The following is a 19,747-nucleotide window of genomic DNA, read 5'->3' as shown; positions in this document are numbered from 1 at the left end:
TTCCGGGTTCGGTAGAGACCTTAGATTGTGGCTTTGACCTGGGGTTTCGTGGTCGTGAGGTAGTAGTTGGTCTCGCATTCGACGGGCGGGATGTGCCCTATTTCACCGTGGAGTCGGCGGTGGCAGTACCAGTCCACCCACTCGGCCGTGGCGAGATCGACCTGGGAGAGTGTTTTCCAGGGCCGTTGCGGCTTGATCAACTCGGTTTTGTAGAGACCGATCGTGGATTCCATCAACGCGTTGTCCAGGGCGTCCCCGACCGTGCCGATGCTCGCCGCGAGACCAGCGGCGTCCAGGTGTTCGGCGAGCCGGAAACTCGTGTACGGCGACCCGGCATCCGAGTGGTGGACCAACCCGCCTCGAATGTACGGGTGTTGGTCGCGGTCGCGTTGCCACAGGGCCATCTCCAGGGCGTCCAGGACGAGCTGGGTCTCTTTCGGCGTGGCGGCTGACCATCCGACGATGCGGCGGGAGAAGGTGTCGACGACGAAGGCGACGTAGACGACACCGGCCCAGGTCGCCACGTGGGTGAAGTCCGCGACTGGGCTTTCCCCCGCGAGAGCTCCGCGACCTGCAACTCCGCGTCCGCACCGAGCAACAGACACCCGAGTGGAAGACCCGCTACGCGGCCCGCTCCGGGGTGGAAGGCACGGTCAACGAATTCGCCCATGGACACGGCATGCGGCGCTGCCGCTACCGAGGACAGGGAAGACCCACATCCAGCACGTCCTGACAGCCATCGCTGTCAACATCGAGCGCCTCAGCAGACTGCCACCAACCGAGGAAACACACCAACCCCGCCAGCCGACCGCTTTCCAGAACTACCTCGTGCAGCACGAGATCCCCCGGCCGAAGTCCTGGCGAACCCTGGCACCTGACCTCGACGGCTCCAAGATCCCCGACAGAGTCAAGCTAGGTCTTGTCCCGTAAATGATCTCTGATTGGGTGCGACCTCACTCCGACGCCGGGTCGCAATATACGAGTTTCCGGCTCGCCGAGCACCTGGACGCCGCCGGCATCGCGGCCTCGATCGGGTCGGTCGGCGACGCCTACGACAACGCCCTCATGGAAAGCACGATCGGCCTGTTCAAAACTGAGCTGATCAAGCCCCGACGTCCATGGAAGACGCTTTCCCAGGTCGAACTCGCTACCGCCGAGTGGATCGACTGGTACTGCCACCGTCGGCTCCACGGTGAAATAGGGCACATCCCACCCGTCGAATACGAGACCAACTACTACCTCACCAGCACGAAACACCAGGTCACAACCACACGCTGAAGTCTCTACCGAACCCGGAACGGTTCAGGTGCGAGACCCGACCGTCAAGGGATATACCATCGTGCATGCCATTGGGTATTCTTTCGGTTCAGCCTGCCGTCTGGTGACTGGAGAAAAGATGGATCTGCACTACTCGGATGCTGAGCAGGGCTACCGGATACGCATCCGCGATCTTCTCCATCGGCTGCTCGGCCCGAATTGGCGCGGGTTCGGAGCGTTGGCCGAGGAAGAGCGCCAGCGATTCCGTACGTCTTGGCGGGTCGCGTTGCTGGAGCACGGGCTGTTGGCGCCGGGCTGGCCGGCGGAGTACGGCGGTGGCGGCCTGAGCCTGATTGAGCAGTCGATCGTGGCTGAGGAGCTGGCAGAAGCCGGGGCGCCGCAGTTCCCGGCCCCGAACGATGCCAACGGCATCGTGCTCCTGGGCCCGACGCTGATGCACTACGGCTCGGCCGAACAGAAGGAGCGCTTCCTCCCGCGCACCCTTTCGGGCGACATCAAGTGGGCCCAGGGGTACTCGGAACCGGAGGCGGGCTCGGACCTCTTCAACGTCCGTACCCGAGCCGTCCGGCAGGGCGACTCCTGGGTGATCAACGGGCAGAAGATCTGGCAGACCGCCGGCCTCACCGCCAACTGGCTCTTCGGATTGTTCCGGACCGATCCCGAGGCACCCGGCGGCAAGGGAATCAGCTTCATGCTGCTGGCGATGGACCAGCCGGGCGTCACCGTCCGAGGCATCCGCAACATGGCGGGCGAGACCGAGTTCGCCGAGGTCTTCTTCACCGACGCGATCGCTTCCCACGCTCATGTCGTGGGCGGCGTCGGCAAGGGCGCGAGTGTCGCTCTGGGGCTGCTCGGTTTCGAGCGGGGCGCGGGGGGAGTGGCCGCGGCCGCTGCGGCTCGTATCGAGGTCGAGCGGCTTGCCGAACTGGCGCGGGCGACAGGGGGCGCGAAAGACCCTGCCCTACGAGCTCGGATCGCACGGTGTCGCGCCGATGTGCATGTTCTGCACTGCCTGGCACTCCGTAGTCTCGCGGCCGGGGTATCCGGCGATCCGCCGGGCCCCGAGTCGTCGATCACCAAGATGTTCACGTCGCAATATCGCCAGCGGGTCACCGAACTCGCGATGGACATCCTCGGACCGCGAGCGCTCGCGTTCGACGGGCCGAGTGCCGTGGCTGCCCTAGGCCCGCAGCCGCGCGGTCTCGATCCGTCGTCCGCCACGGCGTGGATCCAGGATGCTCTGCACGCCCGCCCCGGAACCGTCTACGGCGGCTCGCTCCAGATTCAGCGCAACACGATCGCCGAACGGGTCCTCGGCCTTCCGCGAGAGCCGCGGCCGGCGACATCTCGCAACGCATCGACAAGGGGGAGTATCCGTGCGGTTTGATCTCAGCGACGAGCAGAGCGACTTGGAGCGACACGCACGGGACTTCTTCGGTGAGGCACGGGATGCGGACCTTGAGGCAGTGCTGGGTAGCAAGCCGGTCGCCGACCCCGGCATATGGGGGCAATTGGCAGGAGAACTGGGGCTCGCCGGTATCGCGGTCGCCGAGGACGACGGGGGAGCGGGGGGCAACCTCGTTGATCTCGCCGTAGTTCTCGATGCGGCGGGATACGCCCTGTCCACGCAGCCGTTGCTGGCCAGCGCCGGCTGCGCGGTCGCAGCCCTGCAGGCCGGCCGCGGCGACCGGGCGAAGGCGTGGCTGGGCGACTTGGCCACCGGCGCGTTGGTCGGAACCTGGGCGAACCCAGGGGACCTGGCTGAGCCAGTCATTGCCGAGCGTATGGAGGATGGCTGGCGGCTGCGTGGCCGAGTCACCCAGGTGGTCTGCCCGGACCGCGCCGACCTCTTCCTCGTGGTCGCGCAGACCGGGGGTGAGGAGCAGGTCTTCGGAGTGCGGCGGACGGCCCCGGGCCTCCACATGGGGCAGGAGTCGGCCCTCGACCCGACCCGGCCCCTGGCCACCATCTCGCTGGACGGCGCCGAGGCGACACCGGCCCACGCCGAGGTGGATGCGGCCGCTCTGAGCAGAGCCCGCTCCGTGGCAGTCGTCCTGCTCGCCGCCGAGCTGGCCGGCGTGGCGCGCGGCGCCTTCGACGTGGCGGTGGCGTACGCGCGCGACCGCGAGCAGTTCGGACGTGCCATCGGGAGCTTCCAGGCCGTCAAACACCTCCTGGCCGACATGTTCGTCGACGTGGAGACCGCGCGGGACGTCGCTCGCTACGGGGTGTGGAGTCTGGACGCCGATGCCGACGCCCCGGAGGAGCTGGCCGCGATGACCCATGCCCATGTCTCCGCGTGCTCGATCCGGGTGACGGCCTCGATGCTCCAGGTACTCGGCGGCATCGGCTACACGTGGGAGCATCCCGCGCACCTTTACTACAAGCGCGCCTTGAGCTCTGCCCGCCTGTTCACGACCGTCGACCGTGAACTCGACCGGCTCGCGGCGCGGGTCGGACTCGGCGAAGCGCCATGACCGTCCAGGCCTTTTCGCGCAAGCCGTTGAGGGTGAACTGGGGAGAGGGCAGCGTTGCGCGGCTCGCAGAGGAGCTGGACCGCGTCGGATCAAGGCGGCCGATGGTGGTGTGCACACCGAGCGTCGCTCGCAACGGCGATCTGCTGCACCTCATCGAGCGGTCTGCCCGCCGCGCGCTCTCGGGGGTCGTGAGCGATGTCCGCCCGCACAGTCCGATCGAGACGGTTCGGATGGTGGCCGGCCGACTTGCGTCAGCGGACTCGGTCGTGGTGGTTGGGGGCGGCTCCGCCATTGTGACCGCGCGGGCCGCCAACATCCTGTGCTGCGAAGGGGGCGACGTGGAGATGCTCGCAACCCGCCGGGACACCGGCGGTGGGCTTACCAGCCCAAGGCTGACGGCCCGCAAGCTGCCCATGGTGATCGTTCCGACGACGCCGACGACCGCGGCACCGAAGGCAGGAGCCGCGGTCACCCGGCAGGGGGCGGCCAGTCGTCTCGCACTGTTCGATCCGGCGGCCCGCGCCCGCTGCGTGATCATCGATCCCGAGCTGACCGCCGGAGCACCGGTCACGGTGACGCGGGATGCGGCGTTGAACGCGCTTGTCATGGCGTTCGAGGGCCTGACGACCCGCCGCCGCAACCTCTTCGCCGACGCGGCCCTCGGTCACGCGGCGCGCCAACTGCCCGCCCGGATCGGCATGTTGGCCACGCGCCCGAACGACTCCGCGCTGCGGGTTGAACTGGCGCTGCTGGCCGTGCTGGTGGGCGACGGTACGGACTCCTCCGGCGGCGGCCTGACCGCTGCGCTGTCGCACAGCGTGGGCCATCGCGTGCAGGCGCACAACGGAGTGGTGGACGCCCTCCTGCTCCCACATGTCCTGCGACTGGTGACCCGGCGGGATCCATCGGCTCTGGCTTCGATCGCGGAGCTGCTCGCCGTCGTGCCGATGGACGTGACCCAGGCCGTCGAGGAGATTCTGGCCCCGCTGTCGAAGCTGCGGACTCTGCGTGAACTCGGGGTCCTGGAAGACGACTTGCCGTTGCTGGTCGGTGCGGCCATGGACGACTTCGCTTCCCGGGGAGCGACCTTTCGGGTTGAAGACCGAGACGTCGAGCGGTTGCTCAAGGAAGCGCTGTAAGTGACCGTGCCTCCTGGCCTCCCCTTGCGAGCTGGAGTGACCGGGAGGCAGGGCCGAGCCGGACGGGGGTCAGGCCGACGCGGCGACGACGGCCTTCTCCAGGTGAGTGCGCAGATCACCCAGGAACTCCGTATAGATGCCTCGCAGGCCGGCCTCGATGGCTGAAGCCGCGTCCGAATTCGCGCACGCGTACTGGCCGTACCACTCCACAAACGTACGGCCCGAGTCGGTCACCGGCAGGACATGGATGGTGGCCAGGTAGTCCGTCATTCCAAAGGGCAGTGGGCGCTGGGCCACTTCGTAGGTCATCAGGCGGTTCCCCGAGTCGTAGGAGACGAGCCGCTCGCGCGCGACGTGCCCGTCCGCTCCGACGGTGAGCTGACGCACCGAACCGATGGTCGGCGACCGGTCGCCGCTCTCCGGGGTTGACGCGTGCACCCTCGCCATCCACGCGTCGACTCGGTGGAAATCCCCGAGCGAGGCCCAGACGACCTCCATGGGCTGCTCGAACACTGTGCTCACGTATACCTTGCGCATGGCACCCTCCGGCCAGTTGTGTCGGCGATTATGCATGCAGAATCATGGTATGGAAAGGGTTGGGGTATGCGCCCTCAGCCGACAGGCAGCCGGTTGCCGACGAGTTCTACGGCGTTCTGGGGCAGTGTCAGCACGGCCGGATCCGCGGACGGGCCGAGCATGTCCTGCAGCATCGTTCGGGAGCCGAACCGGTGTCGGTCCATGAGTGCGATCAGTTCCTCGGCGTCGGCTGCCTCGATTGCGGCGATCATGGCGTCGTGATCGATGGCGGCACGCTTCCGTCGCTGCGGGTCGGCCTGGTAATGCAGCGCCCGATAGGGATCCGACAGACGCCAGATGCGTCCGATCTCGTTCACGAAGATCTTCAGCGGTGACCAGCTGAATGTAAGGAAATGGAAAGCGCGGTTGGCCTCGATGAGTCGCTCGACATCGCCGGACTCGGCGGCGGCACGGCACGCCTCGTTCAAGGCTTTGAGCTCATCGACGCTGTCACGCCCGGGCCATTCGATGGCGCGGAGAGCCTCGGTCTCCAGCAGCGTACGCATGGAATAGCACTGCAGCAGGTCGCTGGCGCTCAGCTTCGCCACGGCGTAACCGGCATTGGGGACCCGCGTCAGTATGCCGTCGGACGCGAGGGCTCTGAGTGCCTCGCGCAGGGGGGTGCGGCTGACGTCGAGCCGCTCCGCGACGACTCGCTGGTCGACGCGCTGGCCAGGGGACAGTTCCCCTGTGCGGATTAGTCGGCACAAACCGTCCGTCAGGGGGTCGTTGGTCATCCGGCACTGCTCCGATTGAGGAGAACCATGTCGACCATCCTACATGCAAAGGAAGTTGACATCCTGAAGTCACAACATTGACCCGACTCTAAATTGCATGCAAGATAATCGACACGACGATGGGGATGGTGTTGATGACCGACGTCCTGCAGTCCGAATCGCGCGACGGCGTCCTGCTGCTCACCCTGAACCGACCGGAGGCGCGCAACGCGGTCAACAGCGCGTTGCGCGAGGCGCTGGCCGCGGCCATGCACGAGTTTGCGACGGACGACGCGCACCGCGTGGCGATCGTCACGGGTGCCGGGGACAGGGCCTTCTGTGCGGGAGCGGACCTCAAGGAGATGGCGCGCAGGTCCACGGGACGTCCGCCGATGGACTACTTCGCCGAGTTCGGACCGGACGACTTCATTGAGAAGCCGGTGATTACCGCGGTCAACGGCGCCGCCTTCGCCGGCGGCTTCCGGCTCGCCCAGTTCGGCGACCTCTGCCTGGCCTCGGAAACGGCGTCCTTCGCCATCTCCGAAGCCAAGTGGAGTCGTGGCGCGCCGTGGGCGGCGCCCTTGACGCGCATGCTGCCGCGCCGTGTACTCGCCGAGTTGCTGCTGACCGCGCAGCCGATCTCGGCGCGCCGCGCCTACGAGGTGGGTCTGGTCAACGAGGTGGTGTCGGCTGCGGACCTGCTTCCCAGGGCTTGGGAGGTTGCGCGGACCATCGCCGACAACGCACCGCTGTCCGTTAAGGCTTTCAAGTGGCTCATGCGCGTGGGGGCGGAGGCCGGGGTTGGGGCCACCAGCGCCATCGCCACGGAAATCTTCCGGCCCGTGTACGACAGCGAGGACGCCAGGGAAGGCCCGCGCGCCTTCCGCGAGGGCCGACGACCGAAGTGGCAGGGACGATGAAGGCGACCGTACGTATCGGAGGCGGCCTCGGGTACTGGGGCGACGACATCTCCGCGCCCGGCAGGCTCGTCCGCGAGGGCCGCATCGACTACCTCGTGATGGACTTCCTCGCCGAAGTGACGATGTCGATCCTGCGTAAGCAGATGCAACGGGAGCCGGAGGCCGGATACGCGACCGACATCATCCCGATCCTGCGCGACGTACTGCCCGACGCGGTCGAACGCGGGGTGACGATCATCTGCAACGCGGGGGGAATGAACCCAGCGGGATGTGCGCGGCGGGTGCAGGAACTGGCGAGCGAACTGGGCGTGGGAGACAAGGTCCGCATCGCCGCGGTGTCCGGGGACGACCTCATGCCCCACATCAACGAACTCGCCGACGAATCGGTTGACTTGGACAACATAGAGACCGGTGAGCCGTTCTCCCAGGTGGCGGACCGCATCGCCAGCGCCAACGTCTACATCGGTGCCGAACCGGTCGTGGAAGCACTGCGCCGCAGGGCGAATGTGGTGATCACAGGCCGGGTCGCCGACCCGTCCCTGACACTCGGGGCGCTCCGGTACGAGTTCGGGTGGAAGCACGACGAGTGGGATCTGCTCGCCGCAGGCATTGTCGCCGGCCACCTGATCGAGTGCGGAGCACATGTCACCGGCGGCAACCATCAGGCGGGCTGGCAGGATGTCCCGGACATGGCGGCGATCGGCTTCCCGATCGTCGAAGTCGACGCACACGGCCGGATCGAGCTCGGCAAGACACCCGGCAGCGGCGGACTGGTGGACGAGACGACCACGATCGAGCAATTGCTCTACGAGATCGGCGACCCCCGCGCCTACCTGACCCCGGACGTCACCGCGGATTGGACCACCCTCCGCGTAAGCCAACTCGCCCCCGATCTCGTGGAGATCACCGGAGCGACCGGGCGCCCCGCCCCCAGCACTCTGAAGGTGTCGGCCTGCTATGCGGACGGCTACTCGACCAGCTCGCTCTGGCTCTACTCCGCGCCCGACGCCGTCGGCCGTGCCCGCAAGGCGCGGGAGGTGCTCGAGCAACGCATCGCGCGGCTCGGCCTCCCGATCGAGGAAGTGCACTGGGATCTCATCGGAACCGGGGCCGTCCACGAACACAGGACGCCGCGCACCTTCGGCGGGCAGCCCAGCGAGGTCGTGCTGCGTTTCGCGGCCAGGTCGGACAGCCGTGAGGCCCTGCAACGCGTAGTCGTCGAACTGGGCACGGTGTTCCACGGGCCGCCCGGCAAAACCACCCTGTCTCCCGGGCGCGCACGCGTGTCCGCGGTGATGAGTTACTGGCCGGCCCTCGTACCCCGCGAGTTGATCCGCCCCGCAGTCGAACTGCTCGAGGAAGGACCCCGTTCATGAAAGTCCCGGTGGGCCGCATCGCCTACGCCCGCTCGGGCGACAAGGGAGGCACCGCGAATATCGGGGTGGCCGCACGGCACCCGCACTGGTACCCCGCGCTCCAGAGGGAGTTGACGGCGCCGCGAGTACAAGACCACTTCCACGACCGAGCCACTGGGACTGAGCGCTTCGAGCTCGAGAACCTGCACGCCCTCAACTTCCTGCTGTACGGGATTCTCGGTCGCGGCGGGACCAGCACTCTGCGCTTGGACCCCCAGGGCAAGGCACTCGCCGACGCGCTGTGCTTCCTGGAGATCGAGCTCACCGACACCGAATCCACCCTGCTCGACGCGGATGCTGACGACGAGGAGCTCAACTGACATGAGTATCAGGCAAGAACACCTGCCGATCACGACGCTCGGCCACGACGACATCCGCGACGCGGTCAAGGCGATCAACGCCAAGTACCCGCTGGAGTACTGGAGTGGGAAAGAAGAGCGCCAGGAGTTTCCGGAGGAGTACTACCGGGACTTCGTCGAGAGCGGGTTCACCACCATGACGGTGCCCGAGGAGTACGGCGGTGGCGGGGCGAGCCTGAGCCAGGCCGCGGCCATGCTGGAGGAGGTCGGCGCCGGTGGCGGGGCCACCGCGGCGTGCAGCACCGTGCACTCCAGCCACATCGCCCTCGGTTCGATCATCAAGTACGGCAGCCGCGAGATTCAGGACAAGTACCTCGGACGCATGGTCTCCGGTGACCTGGCCGTCAGCTTCGGCGTCACCGAACCGGACGCAGGAACTGACACGTCCCGCATCAAGACGACTGCCGTGCGACAGGGCGATCAGTACATCGTCAACGGGCAGAAGGTGTGGAACTCGCACGCGCAGCGCGCCGAGAAGTGCCTGCTGCTCTGCCGCACCGCCAGCCGCGGGGCCGACGGTACGGAGCAGACGTCGGGCATGTCCATGCTCATCGCCGACCTCAAGGTCCCCCAGGTGACGATCAAGAAGATCGCCAAGCTGGGACGTAACGCTGTCGACTCCAACGAGGTCTGGTTCGACAACCTTCCGGTACCCGTATCCGACCTGGTCGGCGAGGAAGGTCAGGGATTCCGGCAGATTCTGGCTAGCGTGAACTCCGAGCGCATCCTGCTCGCGGCCGAGTGCGTCGGCATGGGCCGCTGGTGCCTTGAGCGCGGCGTGGACTACGCCGGCGAACGCGTCGTCTTCGGCCGGACCATCGGCCAGAACCAGTCGGTGCAGCACCCGCTGGCCGACTCCTACATACAGCTCAACGCCGCCGCCCTCGCGGTGCGGGAGGCCGCAGCGGCCTACGACGCGGGCGCACCCCCCAAGGAGATCGGCCGCGTCGCCAACATGGCGAAGTACCTGGCGTCCGAGGCCGCCTTCCGGACCGCCGATGCCGTCATGCAGGTGCACGGCGGGTACTCGTTCGCCACCGAGTACCACATCGGCCGGCACTGGATCGAGCTCCGGCCCCATCGCATCGCCCCCGTCAACAACCAGATGGTGCTGAACTTCATCGGGGAGAAGGTGCTGGGGCTCGAGAAGAGCTACTGAACTCGCGAACCTCGCCGGCCTCGACGGGTCAGCGAGGTTCGCGCCGCTCGGCGGCCTCAGAGCCCCAGCGCCTCGGCCAGCAGTGCGCGGGAGTGGGCCCGGTCGGCTGGGGCGGCGATGATGTCCTGGACCATCACCTCGTCCACGCCCGCGGCCTTCGTCATCTGCTCCAGCTGGTCCCGTACGGTCGCCGGGCTTCCGGCGAGCTGGCGGGGCCAGCGGCCGTCCGTGATGACCGTGGGTATGTCCTTCTGCGCCTGGCCGAGTTCCCGCTCGGCTTCCTCGACAGTGGGCACGGGTGCGGCCGCGCCCATCCGTCCCAGGCGTGCCATCAACGCGGTCCTCGTCCAGTTCAGACGCTGTGCCTCGGAGTCTGTATCGGCGACCACCGCGCTGACGGAGAGGATGCCGCGGGCCGCCGGCCCGGCGAACGCGCCGTGGCGGAGCAGGGCGCGTTCGGCCCCGTCGGGGTTGATGAAGCCCGCGAAGGCATAGCCGAGACCGAGTTCGCCTGCCATGCGGGCGCTGTTGCCGGAGGAGCCGAGGATCCATACCTCGGGCCGTGTGGCGACGCCCGCGGCCGGGTTCAGCCGGGCGAAGGCGTGGCCGGCCGGGAAGCGGCCGTCGAAGTAGGCGAGCACTTCCTGGACCTGCTGCGCGAAGTCGTCGGTAGCCGGTGCGTCGCGGTCGCGGCGCAGGGCGAGGTCGACCACGGGACCGGCGGTGGCGCGGCCCAGTCCGAGGTCGATGCGGCCCGGCGCGAGCGCTTCGAGCTGGAGGAAGGACTCGGTGACCTTGTACGGGCTGTAGTGGTTGAGCAGGACCGCTCCCGAGCCGACACGGATACGCGAAGTGGCGTTCGCCGCAAGCGCGATGAGGATCTCGGGCGCCGAGGAGGCGGTGCTGGCGGAGTCGTGGTGCTCGGCGTACCAGATACGGTGGTAACCGAGGTCCTCCGCCTGCTTCGCGGCGTCGATCGAGTCCTTGAGTGCCTGTCGCTTGTCGCTGCCGGGGGCGACGGTAGAGAGCTCGACGAGAGAGAGTTTCATGATCTTTCGGTCCTTGCTGCCGGCTCGGTTGCGGGGTCGGCGGGAAATGCTGTGGAGCGGGCGCCTGCCCGGCTTCTGACGTGGTGTGTAGTGGCTGTTCGGTCCTGTCGCGGCCAGGACAGGGCCGCGGCACGGTTCCGAGGACGCGCTTTACGACTTTGTCATGTCACCGTGGCCGCGACCCAGCGTGGGCGCTGCTGGTTCCGCGTGTGGTTCAGCGGTGGGCGGCGCGATTCATCTCGACGACCTCGTCCACGGTGGGGTTGGCCCCAAGAGCGGCGATACGCTCTGGCATGCTGTTGCGGACGGCATGGTCCTTGACCGGGTCGGCCGCGGCCAGGGCGGCCGGGAGCTCGTCGAGCGTGAGCTCGGTGCAGTACGCGGGGCCCATGGGCTGCTGGCGCCACGAGTCGGCCAGCACGCCGGCGTCGTACGGGTCGAAGCCCGTGTCGTCCACCAGTTGCATGGCCACCGTCCGCGCCTCGTCGGAGTCGCTCGCCACGGGGATGGCGATGCGCCCCGGCGTGCCCGCGGGAACGCCCTTGGTGGCCTGAGTGCCGGCGAGCGCGGCGTTCCACGCCTTGGTGACGGGCCGGCCGAGCAGCTCGGATGCGTAGACGCTCTCGACCTTGCCGTCGTCCACGGCCTCGATCTGCCCGCTCATGAATGGGTAATAGTTCGAGGTGTCGATGACCACGGTCTCCGCGGGCACCGAGGCGAACAGGTCGGCCAGCTGTCCCTGCACCCCGAACGGGATCGCCAGGATGATCGCGTCCCTGCCCTGTACCGAGTCGTCCAGATCCACGGCGCGGGCGCCGGTTTGCAGCACCTCGGGCGCAACGGCCTCGGGTCCACGGGCGTCCGCTACCTGGACATCGTGACCGGCCGTGCTGAGCTTGGCCGCGAGGTTTCCGCCGATTGCTCCGGCTCCGACAACTGTGATTTTCATGATTTGTCCCTTCGGGGATTGTGCCACCCTGACAGCGGCAAGATCTGATGATGGTTTGGTGGGATCGGTGGGACTCGGCGGAGATCCCACGACGACGGGTGCTCCCGAGCGGTCGCCGGCCGGGTGACCTTTATGCCTGGTCGTCCGGCTCGCGGTACCCGCTGGCCATTACTGCACGAAGGCGGTCGAGTGACTCCTCGTCCGTAGCGCCGTAGCCCTTGATCCAGGCGATGGAGAGTGCTGCCAGGAACAGGTCGTAACTCCGCACCGAGCGTCGCACGTGTCCCGCCACCTGTGCAGCGCGAACGTACCCGTCGGTGGCGGCGATCAAGGTGCTACAGGGGGGCGTCAGCGGATTGTCCGGCTCCTGCGCCCTGGCGGCAGCCATGAGAGGTTCTGGCAGGCCGCTGAAGGCGCTGAAGTACTCCTCTATCGCCCGCAGCCACAGTTTCAGTGCTTCGCCGGCGTCGCCGATCAGCTTGATGCCCGCCTGGCGGGCTACGAGTTCCTCGGATCGCGTCTGCAGCACGGCCGCGAGCAGCGCCTGCCGGGTGGGGAAGTGCCGGTACAGCGTGCCGGCTCCGACGCCGGCCTCTTTGGCAACCGCCTCCAGTGACGTGTCGACCCCGTATGCCATGAAGTGACGCTGAGCCGCCTCCAGGAGTGCCACATGGTTGCGCTGGACGTCGGCGCGCGGCTTGCGCTCCGGCTGCCCCGTGCTGCTCATGTGTCCTCCTCTCGGCAACGGTCTTGCGGCGCCAACGAAACGGAGGATGTCTCCGCGTGGGCTCCACTGTAAAACGGAGGCACCATCCGGTCAAGTCGGCGGTGCTATCGTTCCGCGGGCGCCGAAACCGCGCGGCCTTCCGTGGGGCGGCTGAGGACGCGACGCACTGGACCGGACCGACGATCGAGTAGAGGAGTGGGCTCCACAACCGCGTGGTAGATGTGCCGGAGAGTTCTCGATCGCTGGAGGTGTGCATGGACGCCGGCCGAGTGGGTGTGTGGAACATCGGACTTCGTGTGGGGGACGTCAATCGGAACGCCGAAGCGGCAGCGGAGTTGGAGGAGCTCGGGTACGGGGCGGTATGGCTGGGCGGCAACCCAGGCGTAGCCGACGCCGCGCCGCTGCTGCGGGCGACTTCCCGACTGGTCGTGGCGACCGGCATTCTGAGCATCCGGGACTATTCGCCGGAGGTGGTGGCCGAGCAGAGCGCGTCGCTCGAGCGAGACCATCCCGGCCGGTTCCTGCTCGGCCTGGGGGTCAGTCATGGCTACGCGCGCCCCTACAGCGCGATGATCGATTATCTGGACCGGCTCGACGCACGGGACTTCCCGGCCGACCGCCGGGTCCTTGCGGCCTTGGGGCCGAAGATGCTCGCGACGGCCCGGGACCGTGCCGCCGGCGCCCACCCGTACCTCGTCACACCCGAGCACACGCACAGGGCCCGTGAGATCCTCGGCGCGGGGCGGCTGCTCGCCCCGGAGGTCAAGGTGGTTTTGAACCGCGACCTGTCCGCTGCTCGCGAGGTGGCGCGCGGGCACCTGGACATGTACTTGCGGATGCCGAACTACACAAGCAGCCTCCGGAGGCTCGGGTTCAGCGAGGGCGACCTGGCAGGCGGGGGCAGCGACCACCTCATCGACTCCGTTTTCGCGTTGGGCGACGTGGAGGCCGTGGACCGTCGTGTCACCGAGCACTACGACGCCGGTGCGGACCACGTGGCGATCCAGGTGGTTACCCCGGGCATGGCTGATGTCCCGCTCGCCGAGTGGCGCGAACTCGCGCCACTGGCGACGAGCGGCGGCACCACACGAGGCGATGGAGGAAAGACCCGATGAAGGCGTGGATTCTCGACGGTGCGCACCACGAGCTGCGATTCGAGGAGCGTCTCGTGCCCGCGCCCGGCCCCGGGCAGGTCCTGGTCAAGGTCACGGCTTCGGGCCTGTGTCACAGCGACGTCGGCTATATGGAGGGCACCATGCCCTTCCTGACCGAGCCGCCCATCATCCTCGGGCACGAGGCCGCGGGCACGATCGCCGCCCTCGGCGAGGGCGTGACCGGCTGGGAGGTCGGCGACGGCGTGGTCAGCGCAACCGACGCCGACGACGCTCCCGGCGTGACCCGTGACGGCGCCTACGCCGAGTACATGATCGCCAACGTCGACCGTCTGGTGCGCCTGCCCGAGGGCATCGACTGGTCCCAGGCCGCCACTGCCACGGACGCCGGCATGACCTCCCACGCGGCCGTGGTCGCCTATGGCAAGGTCCAGCCCGGCGAGAAGGTCCTGATCGTTGGCCTCGGTGGCCTGGGCATGGTTGCCGCACAGATCGCGATCGCCAAGGGCGCCGAGGTCTACGGAGCCGAGCCGAGGGAGGCGGGTCGCAGGGCTGCGCTGGCCCTTGGGTTCCAAGATGCCGTGGCCAACGCCGCCGAGTACGCCGGGCGCGGCTTCGACGCCGCCCTGGACTTCGCTGGGTTCGGCACCACCACGACCGCCGCCATGGCCGCCACCAAGAACGGTGGGCGGGTCGTCCTGGTCGGCATGGGCAAGCCCGAATGGACCATCCGTTCCTTCGACCTGGTTATGCGCCCCCTTACGCTGCAGGGCGCCACGCCTACGGGCCGGGTCGAGCACCTGCAGGACGTCATCGATATGGTCATGGCCGGTCAGATCAAGGTCCAGGCCGAGGAGATCACCTTCGAGGAGATTCCCGAGGGTCTCGAGCGCCTGCGCCGAGGTGAAGTCCAGGGCCGCCTGGTCGCTCGCTTCGCTTAGAAGACTGCCGCACCCATGGCCGAGCAGGTCAGACCCCAGATGCGGCACTCCAGGTCACCGAACTACGTCGAACCCGGGCTTGACAGGTGTGATGGGCCGATCGGGCTCTGATTGCCGCGCGGCGGCGCGGAGGTCCTGCTTGCGCAGCTTGCCCATCGGAGTGGTGGGCCACTCACCGGGAGCGACCTGGAGAAACCGCTTGGGGATCTTGTATCCGGCGAGCCGCCCGCGGCACGCTTCCCGAAGCGCATCCGAGTCGAACTTCACTCCCGGGGCGAGTTCGACGTAGGCGACGACGGCCTCGCCCCACCGCTCGTCCGGAACGCCGACCACGGCGGCTGAGGCGACGCCCTCCACCTCGCGGATCAGGAAGCTCTCCACCTCGGTCTCGGAGACGTTCTCGCCACCGGTCTTGATCATCATCGAGTAACGGCCCCGGTAGTAGAGCCGACCCGCGTCGTCGAGCCAGCCGTAGTCACCGGTGTGGAAGAAGCCCTCGGCGTCGATGGCTTCCTGCGTCAGGTCGGGAGCCTTGAAATAGCCCGAGAAGAGGTTCCATCCCTTGAAGCAGATCTCCCCTGCGGCGTCGGGAGGCTGAGGTGCCCGTGTCACGGGGCCGCAGATGCGGACCGTGACGCCGGGGAGGGGGTAGCCGTTGCTCATCCGACCGCGCTCGGATCCCAGGGCCGGTTCGGTCAGGGTGACCATGTTGGCGGCCTCGCTCATCGCGTACATCATCACGACCGTGGCGCCCGCGTCCTCGAGCCGGTCGTGGACGGCCGTCCCCGGAGCGGCTCCGACTTTCCGGAAAGCGCAGGGCCAGTCGTGCTCGGCGAACTCGTCCAGCAGTCGGGACAGGACAAGGTCAAAGCCTGTGGTGGCGGTGATCGCCTGCTCATGGGCGGCGCGAGCCATCTCGGTGGGCCGGAACCCGTCGTACAGGTGGTGTGCAGCCCCGTACAAGGCGGGTCCGAGGAGCTGAACGAGTCCGCCGGCATGGAAGTACTGGCCGAGCCCGAGGAAGCGGTCGTCGGCGGTGAGCCCGAGGCGGCCCATGAAGTAGTGCGCCGATCCCAGTAGCGACTCCTGGCGGACGATCACGCCCTTGGGGCGTGAGGTCGAGCCCGAGGTGAACACGATGACCGAGTCCTGGACGGCGGCGGGTTCCGGGGGCACGCCCAGGTCCGTGTCCAGCCACCCCTGTACGTGCCAGTCGCTGTCAGCTGCGCCGCGGTCTTCGAGGATCACCGCCCGCAGCGCGGGGTAACGGGGCTCTGCGACAGCGCCGTGCTCCGGCAACCCGAGAGATGTGAGGCGGTGCGCCACCGGCTTGCCCGCCACGGCCGCGCTGGTGAAAAGGAATTCGGTGTCGGTGAACCTCAGCGCGTAGTCCAACTCGTCGGCCTCCCACGCGGTATTGAGGGTGATCACCACCGCGCCTGACCGCCAGAGCGCGTGCAGAAGGACGACGTGTTCCCAGCAGCGGCGCATATGCAGGGCGACGTGTGTGCCCTGAACGATGCCTCGCTCGGCGAGGACCGCGCTCAGCGCGTCGCGTCGCGCCGTGAGTTCGGTGAAGGTCATGGTCGTGTCGCCGTCGACCACTGCCGGGCGGTCGGGCCAGCGGGCAGCCGCGGTGTCGATGGCCTCGCCGATGAATCTGCCCTGCCACGGGTTACCGGCCCCGTTCTCAAGCGTGAGGTTGCTGTCGGGACCTGGCATGAACGCACCTCTTCCGGTTTCTCGCGCGATGCCGGGCAAGACGTCGGGCCTTGCCCGGGATCAATATGGCATGCAAGATTATCGACCAAGACGTCTGGCGTCCATGCTGCGCCAGAAGGGACTGGCCATGCCTCAGATCCAGACCCAGACACGTGGCACGGTCCACGTTCTGACCCTGAACCGTCCGGAGCGGCTGAATGCCGTGACCCCCGAGCTGTTCGATGAGCTCTCCGACGCACTCGTCCACGCCCGTGAGGAGGCGCGGGCGGTGGTCCTCACCGGTGCGGGTAAGGGCTTCTGTGCCGGGGGTGACATTCGTGCCCCGAAGTCGGACTACGCACCGGCGTCGCGTCGCATGCGGCGTTTCTATCACTCGGTGATGGCGCAGCTCGACGAGCTCGACATCCCGGTCATTGCGGCGGTCAACGGGCCGGCGCTCGGTGCCGGGCTCTCGCTCGCGGCTGCCGCGGACCTGCGCCTGGCGTCCGAACGTGCCTCGTTCGCCGCCGGGTTCGCGCCTGTCGGCCTCTCTCCCGACAACGGCGCCACGTACCACCTGGTGAGGGTGCTCGGTTACACGCGAGCCTTCGAGCTCCTTCTCGCCGGAGTGCGCCTCGATGCGGCTGCGGCCCGGGAGTGGGGCCTGGTCAACGACGTCGTACCGCACGCCGAGTTGTTGGACCGTGCCGTCGAACTCGCCGGGCGGCTCGCGGCCATGCCGGGCAGCAGCGTGCCGGTGACCAAGAGGCTGCTCAAAGAGGCGCATCGGCGCCACTTGGTCGAGCAGCTGGAGTCGGAGGCGCGCGCCTTCGACGAGACCTCGCAGGACCCCGCCCGCCGTGGGGCGCGGGAGGCCATGCGGCAGCGCATCACGTCCTGAGCTGCACGGTTCATTCCGAAGCGTCTTGACTCTGGACCAGTGGCGATTATTTTGCATACCATGACGTCTACCAAGATGGACGCCCTGGGGAGTAGGGAGCCCGATGCAGCAGCGTGACGCAGGCTCTGTGACGGTCACGGTCGAGCCCAAGGGCGTGGTGGTCGAAGTCCCCCCGGGGCTGAGCGTGTTCGAGGCCGCCGTCCGACATGGCGTGCGCTGGCCGACGACGTGCGAGGGCATGGGGACGTGCCACCTGTGCTTCATGTCGGTGGTCGACGGCGCGGAACACCTCGACGCGGCCGACGAGATGGAGAGCGAGGGCCTGGCCGGAATCGTCGACACGGCGAACAAGGGGCCCCTGCGCCTTGCTTGCCAGGTGCGCCCGGCTGGAGACCTCGTCGTCTTCAAACGCGGGGTACGCAAAGTGGCCTGACGCAGGACCCGGGCGGGCCGCACCCGTGACCGCCGCACAGCCCGGTCGAGAACACCAAGGAGCAGAGATGGTCAAGAAGCTGGTGCAACGGGAAACGAACATGCTCTTCAGCCTGCTTCCCGACGGCACGGTGGAGGTCGAGAAGCCGGACACCGGCCAGCGTGGTGTGTTCCGCCGGGACGGTACGTGGGTGTCGGGCGACCTGACCTATGCGGATCAGGTGATGCTCGACTACGTCGCCGGGGCCCACACCGCGTCCCAGGGCTGAGTTCCCACAGCGAAGTTCTCACAGCGAAAGGAGCAGCGACGAAGATGACGCAGCTTTCACAGCAGCCCGCAGAGCAGTCCGATGCCGAGGCCTTGATCGAGAAGAAGGTCGAGGGACGTTCCGGGAAGACATACCAGCAAGTCATCCGTGACGACGGCGACGAGATACCGGAGTTCATGCGCCCGTCGTGGACGGACCTGGGGGACGAGGACATCCCGGCCGAGCGGTACACCTCGCGGGAATTCCTGCAGCTCGAGGTCGAGCATGTGTGGCGCAAGACGTGGCAGATGGCCTGTCGGGAAGAGGAGATCCCGGAGCCCGGTGACCACATCGTCTACGAGATCGTGGACGACTCGTTCATCGTCGCCCGCATGCGGGACGGGCAGGTCAAGGCCTATCAGAACGCCTGCCTGCACCGAGGCCGCCGGCTGCGGACGACGGACGGAAGGGTGCCCGAGTTCCGCTGCCCGTTCCACGGCTGGACCTGGGACCTGGACGGAGGCATCAAGAAACTCCCTTGCGGAGACTGGGACTTCAAGCATGTGGACCAGGAGAAGTTCGCGCTCCCCGAGGTGAAGGTAGGCACCTGGGGCGGATTCGTGTTCATCAACATGGATCCCGGCTGCGAGCCTCTCGACGACTTCCTGGCGCCCGTTCCAGACCACTTCAAGCACGCGGGCTACCAGGACCGGTTCAAGTCGGTCCATGTGGCGCAGGTCGTGTCGGCCAACTGGAAGGTGGCGCTGGAAGCGTTCATCGAGGCCTACCACCTTCCGGCGACGCACCCGCAGACCGCGCCCAGCGTCCAGGACTACATGAGCCAGGTCGACCTCTTCGGCAAGAACGTCAACCGCGTCCTCTCGGCCCGTGGCGTGAGCAGCAGCACCCTGGGTGAGCTGGAAGAAGAGGACATCTACGAGAGCTATCTCGACGCGCGCACCTTCTACGAGGAGCGACTCGGTGGCGCCAGCTCACGGGACGTACCGCGCGAGATGCTCGAAGGCCTGCCCGAGGGAATGACCGCGCGCCAGCGCATCGTCAACACCATTCGCGAAGACCTCGCGCCCCGGCTCGGACTGGACCTGACCGACACCCCGGCCTACCAACTGATGGACGCCGTCCAGTACTTCGTGTTCCCGAACTTCTTCCCGTGGGACTCCGGGATGACGAACATCTACTACCGGTTCCGGCCCAACGGCGCCGACCCCGATTCATGCATCCTCGAGATCTTCTATCTCACCCCGGTACCGGAGGGACAGCCCCGCCCCAAACCGGCCAAGGTGCACTGGCTCGAGCGCGACGGCGACTGGCTCGACGCTCCGGAACTCGGCGGCCTGGGCGCGATCGTGAACCAGGACCGCATCAACATGCCGGAGGTTCAGCGCGGCCTGAAAACCCTGCAACGGACCAAACCGGGCATCACCCTGGCGTCCTACCAGGAGAGCCGGGTCCGGCACTTCCACACCCGGCTCATGGACTACATCAACGGCCGCATCTGACCACACGGAACTCCCCACCGGCATCGGCGACCTGACCGCCCAGTACCTGACCGCCGGCCGGGATGCCGCGCTCCAGGACCTGCCCGCCGCTTCCGGCACGGGCCGGGTTTCGATGTCGGATGCGATCC

At 67.7% G+C, this 19,747-nt stretch carries 21 protein-coding genes and 1 pseudogene; 15 read left to right on the top strand and 7 right to left on the bottom strand.

The features are described from left to right. Positions 1-20: 20 nt before the first annotated feature. Positions 21-524 (bottom strand): DDE-type integrase/transposase/recombinase, encoded by a 504-nt coding sequence (locus ACIQ7D_RS30110; protein ID WP_403942940.1) that lies wholly within the window; start codon positions 522-524, stop codon positions 21-23. 17 nt (positions 525-541) lie between these two features. On the opposite strand from ACIQ7D_RS30110, the gene ACIQ7D_RS30105 reads away from it, so the two are divergent. The 5 genes and pseudogenes from ACIQ7D_RS30105 (at position 542) to ACIQ7D_RS30085 (ending at position 4,894) form a co-directional block, all read left to right on the top strand. Then, positions 542-733, top strand: coding sequence for a transposase (locus ACIQ7D_RS30105; RefSeq protein WP_403943004.1), 192 nt, complete (start codon positions 542-544; stop codon positions 731-733). Between the two features lie 221 nt (positions 734-954). Further along, positions 955-1,278, top strand: a pseudogene (locus ACIQ7D_RS30100) (integrase core domain-containing protein); the annotation flags it as partial. Between the two features lie 118 nt (positions 1,279-1,396). Continuing rightward, a complete protein-coding gene (locus ACIQ7D_RS30095; protein ID WP_403942938.1) occupies positions 1,397-2,665 on the top strand; it encodes an acyl-CoA dehydrogenase family protein in 1,269 nt (422 codons plus the stop codon). After that, positions 2,655-3,755, top strand: a complete 1,101-nt coding sequence (locus tag ACIQ7D_RS30090; RefSeq protein ID WP_403942935.1) for an acyl-CoA dehydrogenase family protein — start codon at positions 2,655-2,657, stop codon at positions 3,753-3,755. The genes ACIQ7D_RS30095 and ACIQ7D_RS30090 overlap by 11 nt, the downstream gene beginning before the upstream one ends. Continuing rightward, a complete protein-coding gene (locus tag ACIQ7D_RS30085) occupies positions 3,752-4,894 on the top strand; it encodes an iron-containing alcohol dehydrogenase family protein (protein ID WP_403942932.1) in 1,143 nt (380 codons plus the stop codon). The genes ACIQ7D_RS30090 and ACIQ7D_RS30085 overlap by 4 nt, the downstream gene beginning before the upstream one ends. A 69-nt stretch (positions 4,895-4,963) precedes the next feature. Here the strand turns inward: ACIQ7D_RS30085 and ACIQ7D_RS30080 are convergent, their stop codons facing one another. Next, entirely contained in the window at positions 4,964-5,431 is a 468-nt protein-coding gene (locus ACIQ7D_RS30080; protein ID WP_403942930.1) for an SRPBCC family protein, read from the bottom strand. Between the two features lie 74 nt (positions 5,432-5,505). Beyond that, entirely contained in the window at positions 5,506-6,207 is a 702-nt protein-coding gene (locus tag ACIQ7D_RS30075) for a GntR family transcriptional regulator (RefSeq protein WP_403942927.1), read from the bottom strand. 134 nt (positions 6,208-6,341) lie between these two features. Between ACIQ7D_RS30075 and ACIQ7D_RS30070 the strand changes: the two genes are divergently transcribed. From ACIQ7D_RS30070 to ACIQ7D_RS30055, 4 genes are read left to right on the top strand one after another with little or no spacing between them, the layout of a single operon-like run. Then, positions 6,342-7,106: an enoyl-CoA hydratase/isomerase family protein gene (locus ACIQ7D_RS30070; protein WP_403942925.1), complete on the top strand. Its 765-nt coding sequence runs from the start codon at positions 6,342-6,344 to the stop codon at positions 7,104-7,106. Further along, positions 7,103-8,482, top strand: a complete 1,380-nt coding sequence (locus ACIQ7D_RS30065; RefSeq protein WP_403942922.1) for an acyclic terpene utilization AtuA family protein — start codon at positions 7,103-7,105, stop codon at positions 8,480-8,482. The genes ACIQ7D_RS30070 and ACIQ7D_RS30065 overlap by 4 nt, the downstream gene beginning before the upstream one ends. Further along, positions 8,479-8,841: a hypothetical protein gene (locus ACIQ7D_RS30060; RefSeq protein WP_403942920.1), complete on the top strand. Its 363-nt coding sequence runs from the start codon at positions 8,479-8,481 to the stop codon at positions 8,839-8,841. The genes ACIQ7D_RS30065 and ACIQ7D_RS30060 overlap by 4 nt, the downstream gene beginning before the upstream one ends. A 1-nt stretch (position 8,842) precedes the next feature. Next, positions 8,843-10,039: an acyl-CoA dehydrogenase family protein gene (locus tag ACIQ7D_RS30055; RefSeq protein WP_403942917.1), complete on the top strand. Its 1,197-nt coding sequence runs from the start codon at positions 8,843-8,845 to the stop codon at positions 10,037-10,039. Between the two features lie 56 nt (positions 10,040-10,095). On the opposite strand, the gene ACIQ7D_RS30050 is transcribed toward ACIQ7D_RS30055, so the two are convergent. The 3 genes from ACIQ7D_RS30050 to ACIQ7D_RS30040 all read right to left on the bottom strand — a co-directional run bounded on the left by ACIQ7D_RS30050 (position 10,096) and on the right by ACIQ7D_RS30040 (position 12,764). After that, positions 10,096-11,088, bottom strand: coding sequence for an LLM class flavin-dependent oxidoreductase (locus tag ACIQ7D_RS30050; RefSeq protein ID WP_403942915.1), 993 nt, complete (start codon positions 11,086-11,088; stop codon positions 10,096-10,098). Between the two features lie 214 nt (positions 11,089-11,302). Next, positions 11,303-12,037 (bottom strand): NADPH-dependent F420 reductase, encoded by a 735-nt coding sequence (locus tag ACIQ7D_RS30045; protein WP_403942913.1) that lies wholly within the window; start codon positions 12,035-12,037, stop codon positions 11,303-11,305. Positions 12,038-12,167: 130 nt separating this feature from the next. After that, complete coding sequence (locus ACIQ7D_RS30040; protein ID WP_403942911.1) at positions 12,168-12,764, bottom strand: TetR/AcrR family transcriptional regulator; 597 nt, start codon at positions 12,762-12,764, stop codon at positions 12,168-12,170. Positions 12,765-13,018: 254 nt separating this feature from the next. On the opposite strand from ACIQ7D_RS30040, the gene ACIQ7D_RS30035 reads away from it, so the two are divergent. Then, the gene (locus ACIQ7D_RS30035) at positions 13,019-13,879 is read left to right on the top strand and encodes an LLM class F420-dependent oxidoreductase (protein ID WP_403942909.1); all 861 of its coding nucleotides are present in this window, start codon (positions 13,019-13,021) and stop codon (positions 13,877-13,879) included. After that, positions 13,876-14,817 carry a zinc-binding dehydrogenase gene (locus ACIQ7D_RS30030; protein ID WP_403942907.1) on the top strand — a complete coding sequence of 314 codons (942 nt, stop codon included), beginning with the start codon at positions 13,876-13,878 and terminating at the stop codon, positions 14,815-14,817. Before ACIQ7D_RS30035 ends, ACIQ7D_RS30030 begins: the two co-directional genes overlap by 4 nt. Before the next feature lie 54 nt (positions 14,818-14,871). On the opposite strand, the gene ACIQ7D_RS30025 is transcribed toward ACIQ7D_RS30030, so the two are convergent. Continuing rightward, positions 14,872-16,539, bottom strand: a complete 1,668-nt coding sequence (locus ACIQ7D_RS30025) for a class I adenylate-forming enzyme family protein (RefSeq protein ID WP_403942905.1) — start codon at positions 16,537-16,539, stop codon at positions 14,872-14,874. On the opposite strand from ACIQ7D_RS30025, the gene ACIQ7D_RS30020 reads away from it, so the two are divergent. The 4 genes from ACIQ7D_RS30020 to ACIQ7D_RS30005 all read left to right on the top strand — a co-directional run bounded on the left by ACIQ7D_RS30020 (position 16,538) and on the right by ACIQ7D_RS30005 (position 19,619). After that, entirely contained in the window at positions 16,538-17,419 is an 882-nt protein-coding gene (locus ACIQ7D_RS30020) for an enoyl-CoA hydratase/isomerase family protein (RefSeq protein WP_403942903.1), read from the top strand. The genes ACIQ7D_RS30025 and ACIQ7D_RS30020 overlap by 2 nt on opposite strands. A 103-nt stretch (positions 17,420-17,522) precedes the next feature. Continuing rightward, positions 17,523-17,852, top strand: a complete 330-nt coding sequence (locus tag ACIQ7D_RS30015; RefSeq protein ID WP_403942899.1) for a 2Fe-2S iron-sulfur cluster-binding protein — start codon at positions 17,523-17,525, stop codon at positions 17,850-17,852. Positions 17,853-17,919: 67 nt separating this feature from the next. Continuing rightward, positions 17,920-18,120: a hypothetical protein gene (locus ACIQ7D_RS30010; protein ID WP_403942897.1), complete on the top strand. Its 201-nt coding sequence runs from the start codon at positions 17,920-17,922 to the stop codon at positions 18,118-18,120. A gap of 44 nt (positions 18,121-18,164) precedes the next feature. Next, the gene (locus ACIQ7D_RS30005; RefSeq protein ID WP_403942894.1) at positions 18,165-19,619 is read left to right on the top strand and encodes an SRPBCC family protein; all 1,455 of its coding nucleotides are present in this window, start codon (positions 18,165-18,167) and stop codon (positions 19,617-19,619) included. The last annotated feature ends 128 nt before the right edge of the window (positions 19,620-19,747 follow it).

It is taken from the genome of Streptomyces sp. NPDC096310 (genome assembly GCF_044763125.1).
GTDB lineage: Bacteria > Actinomycetota > Actinomycetes > Streptomycetales > Streptomycetaceae > Streptomyces.
Note: the sequence above shows the minus strand (reverse complement) of the source record. Positions and strands in the feature narration are given on the sequence as shown.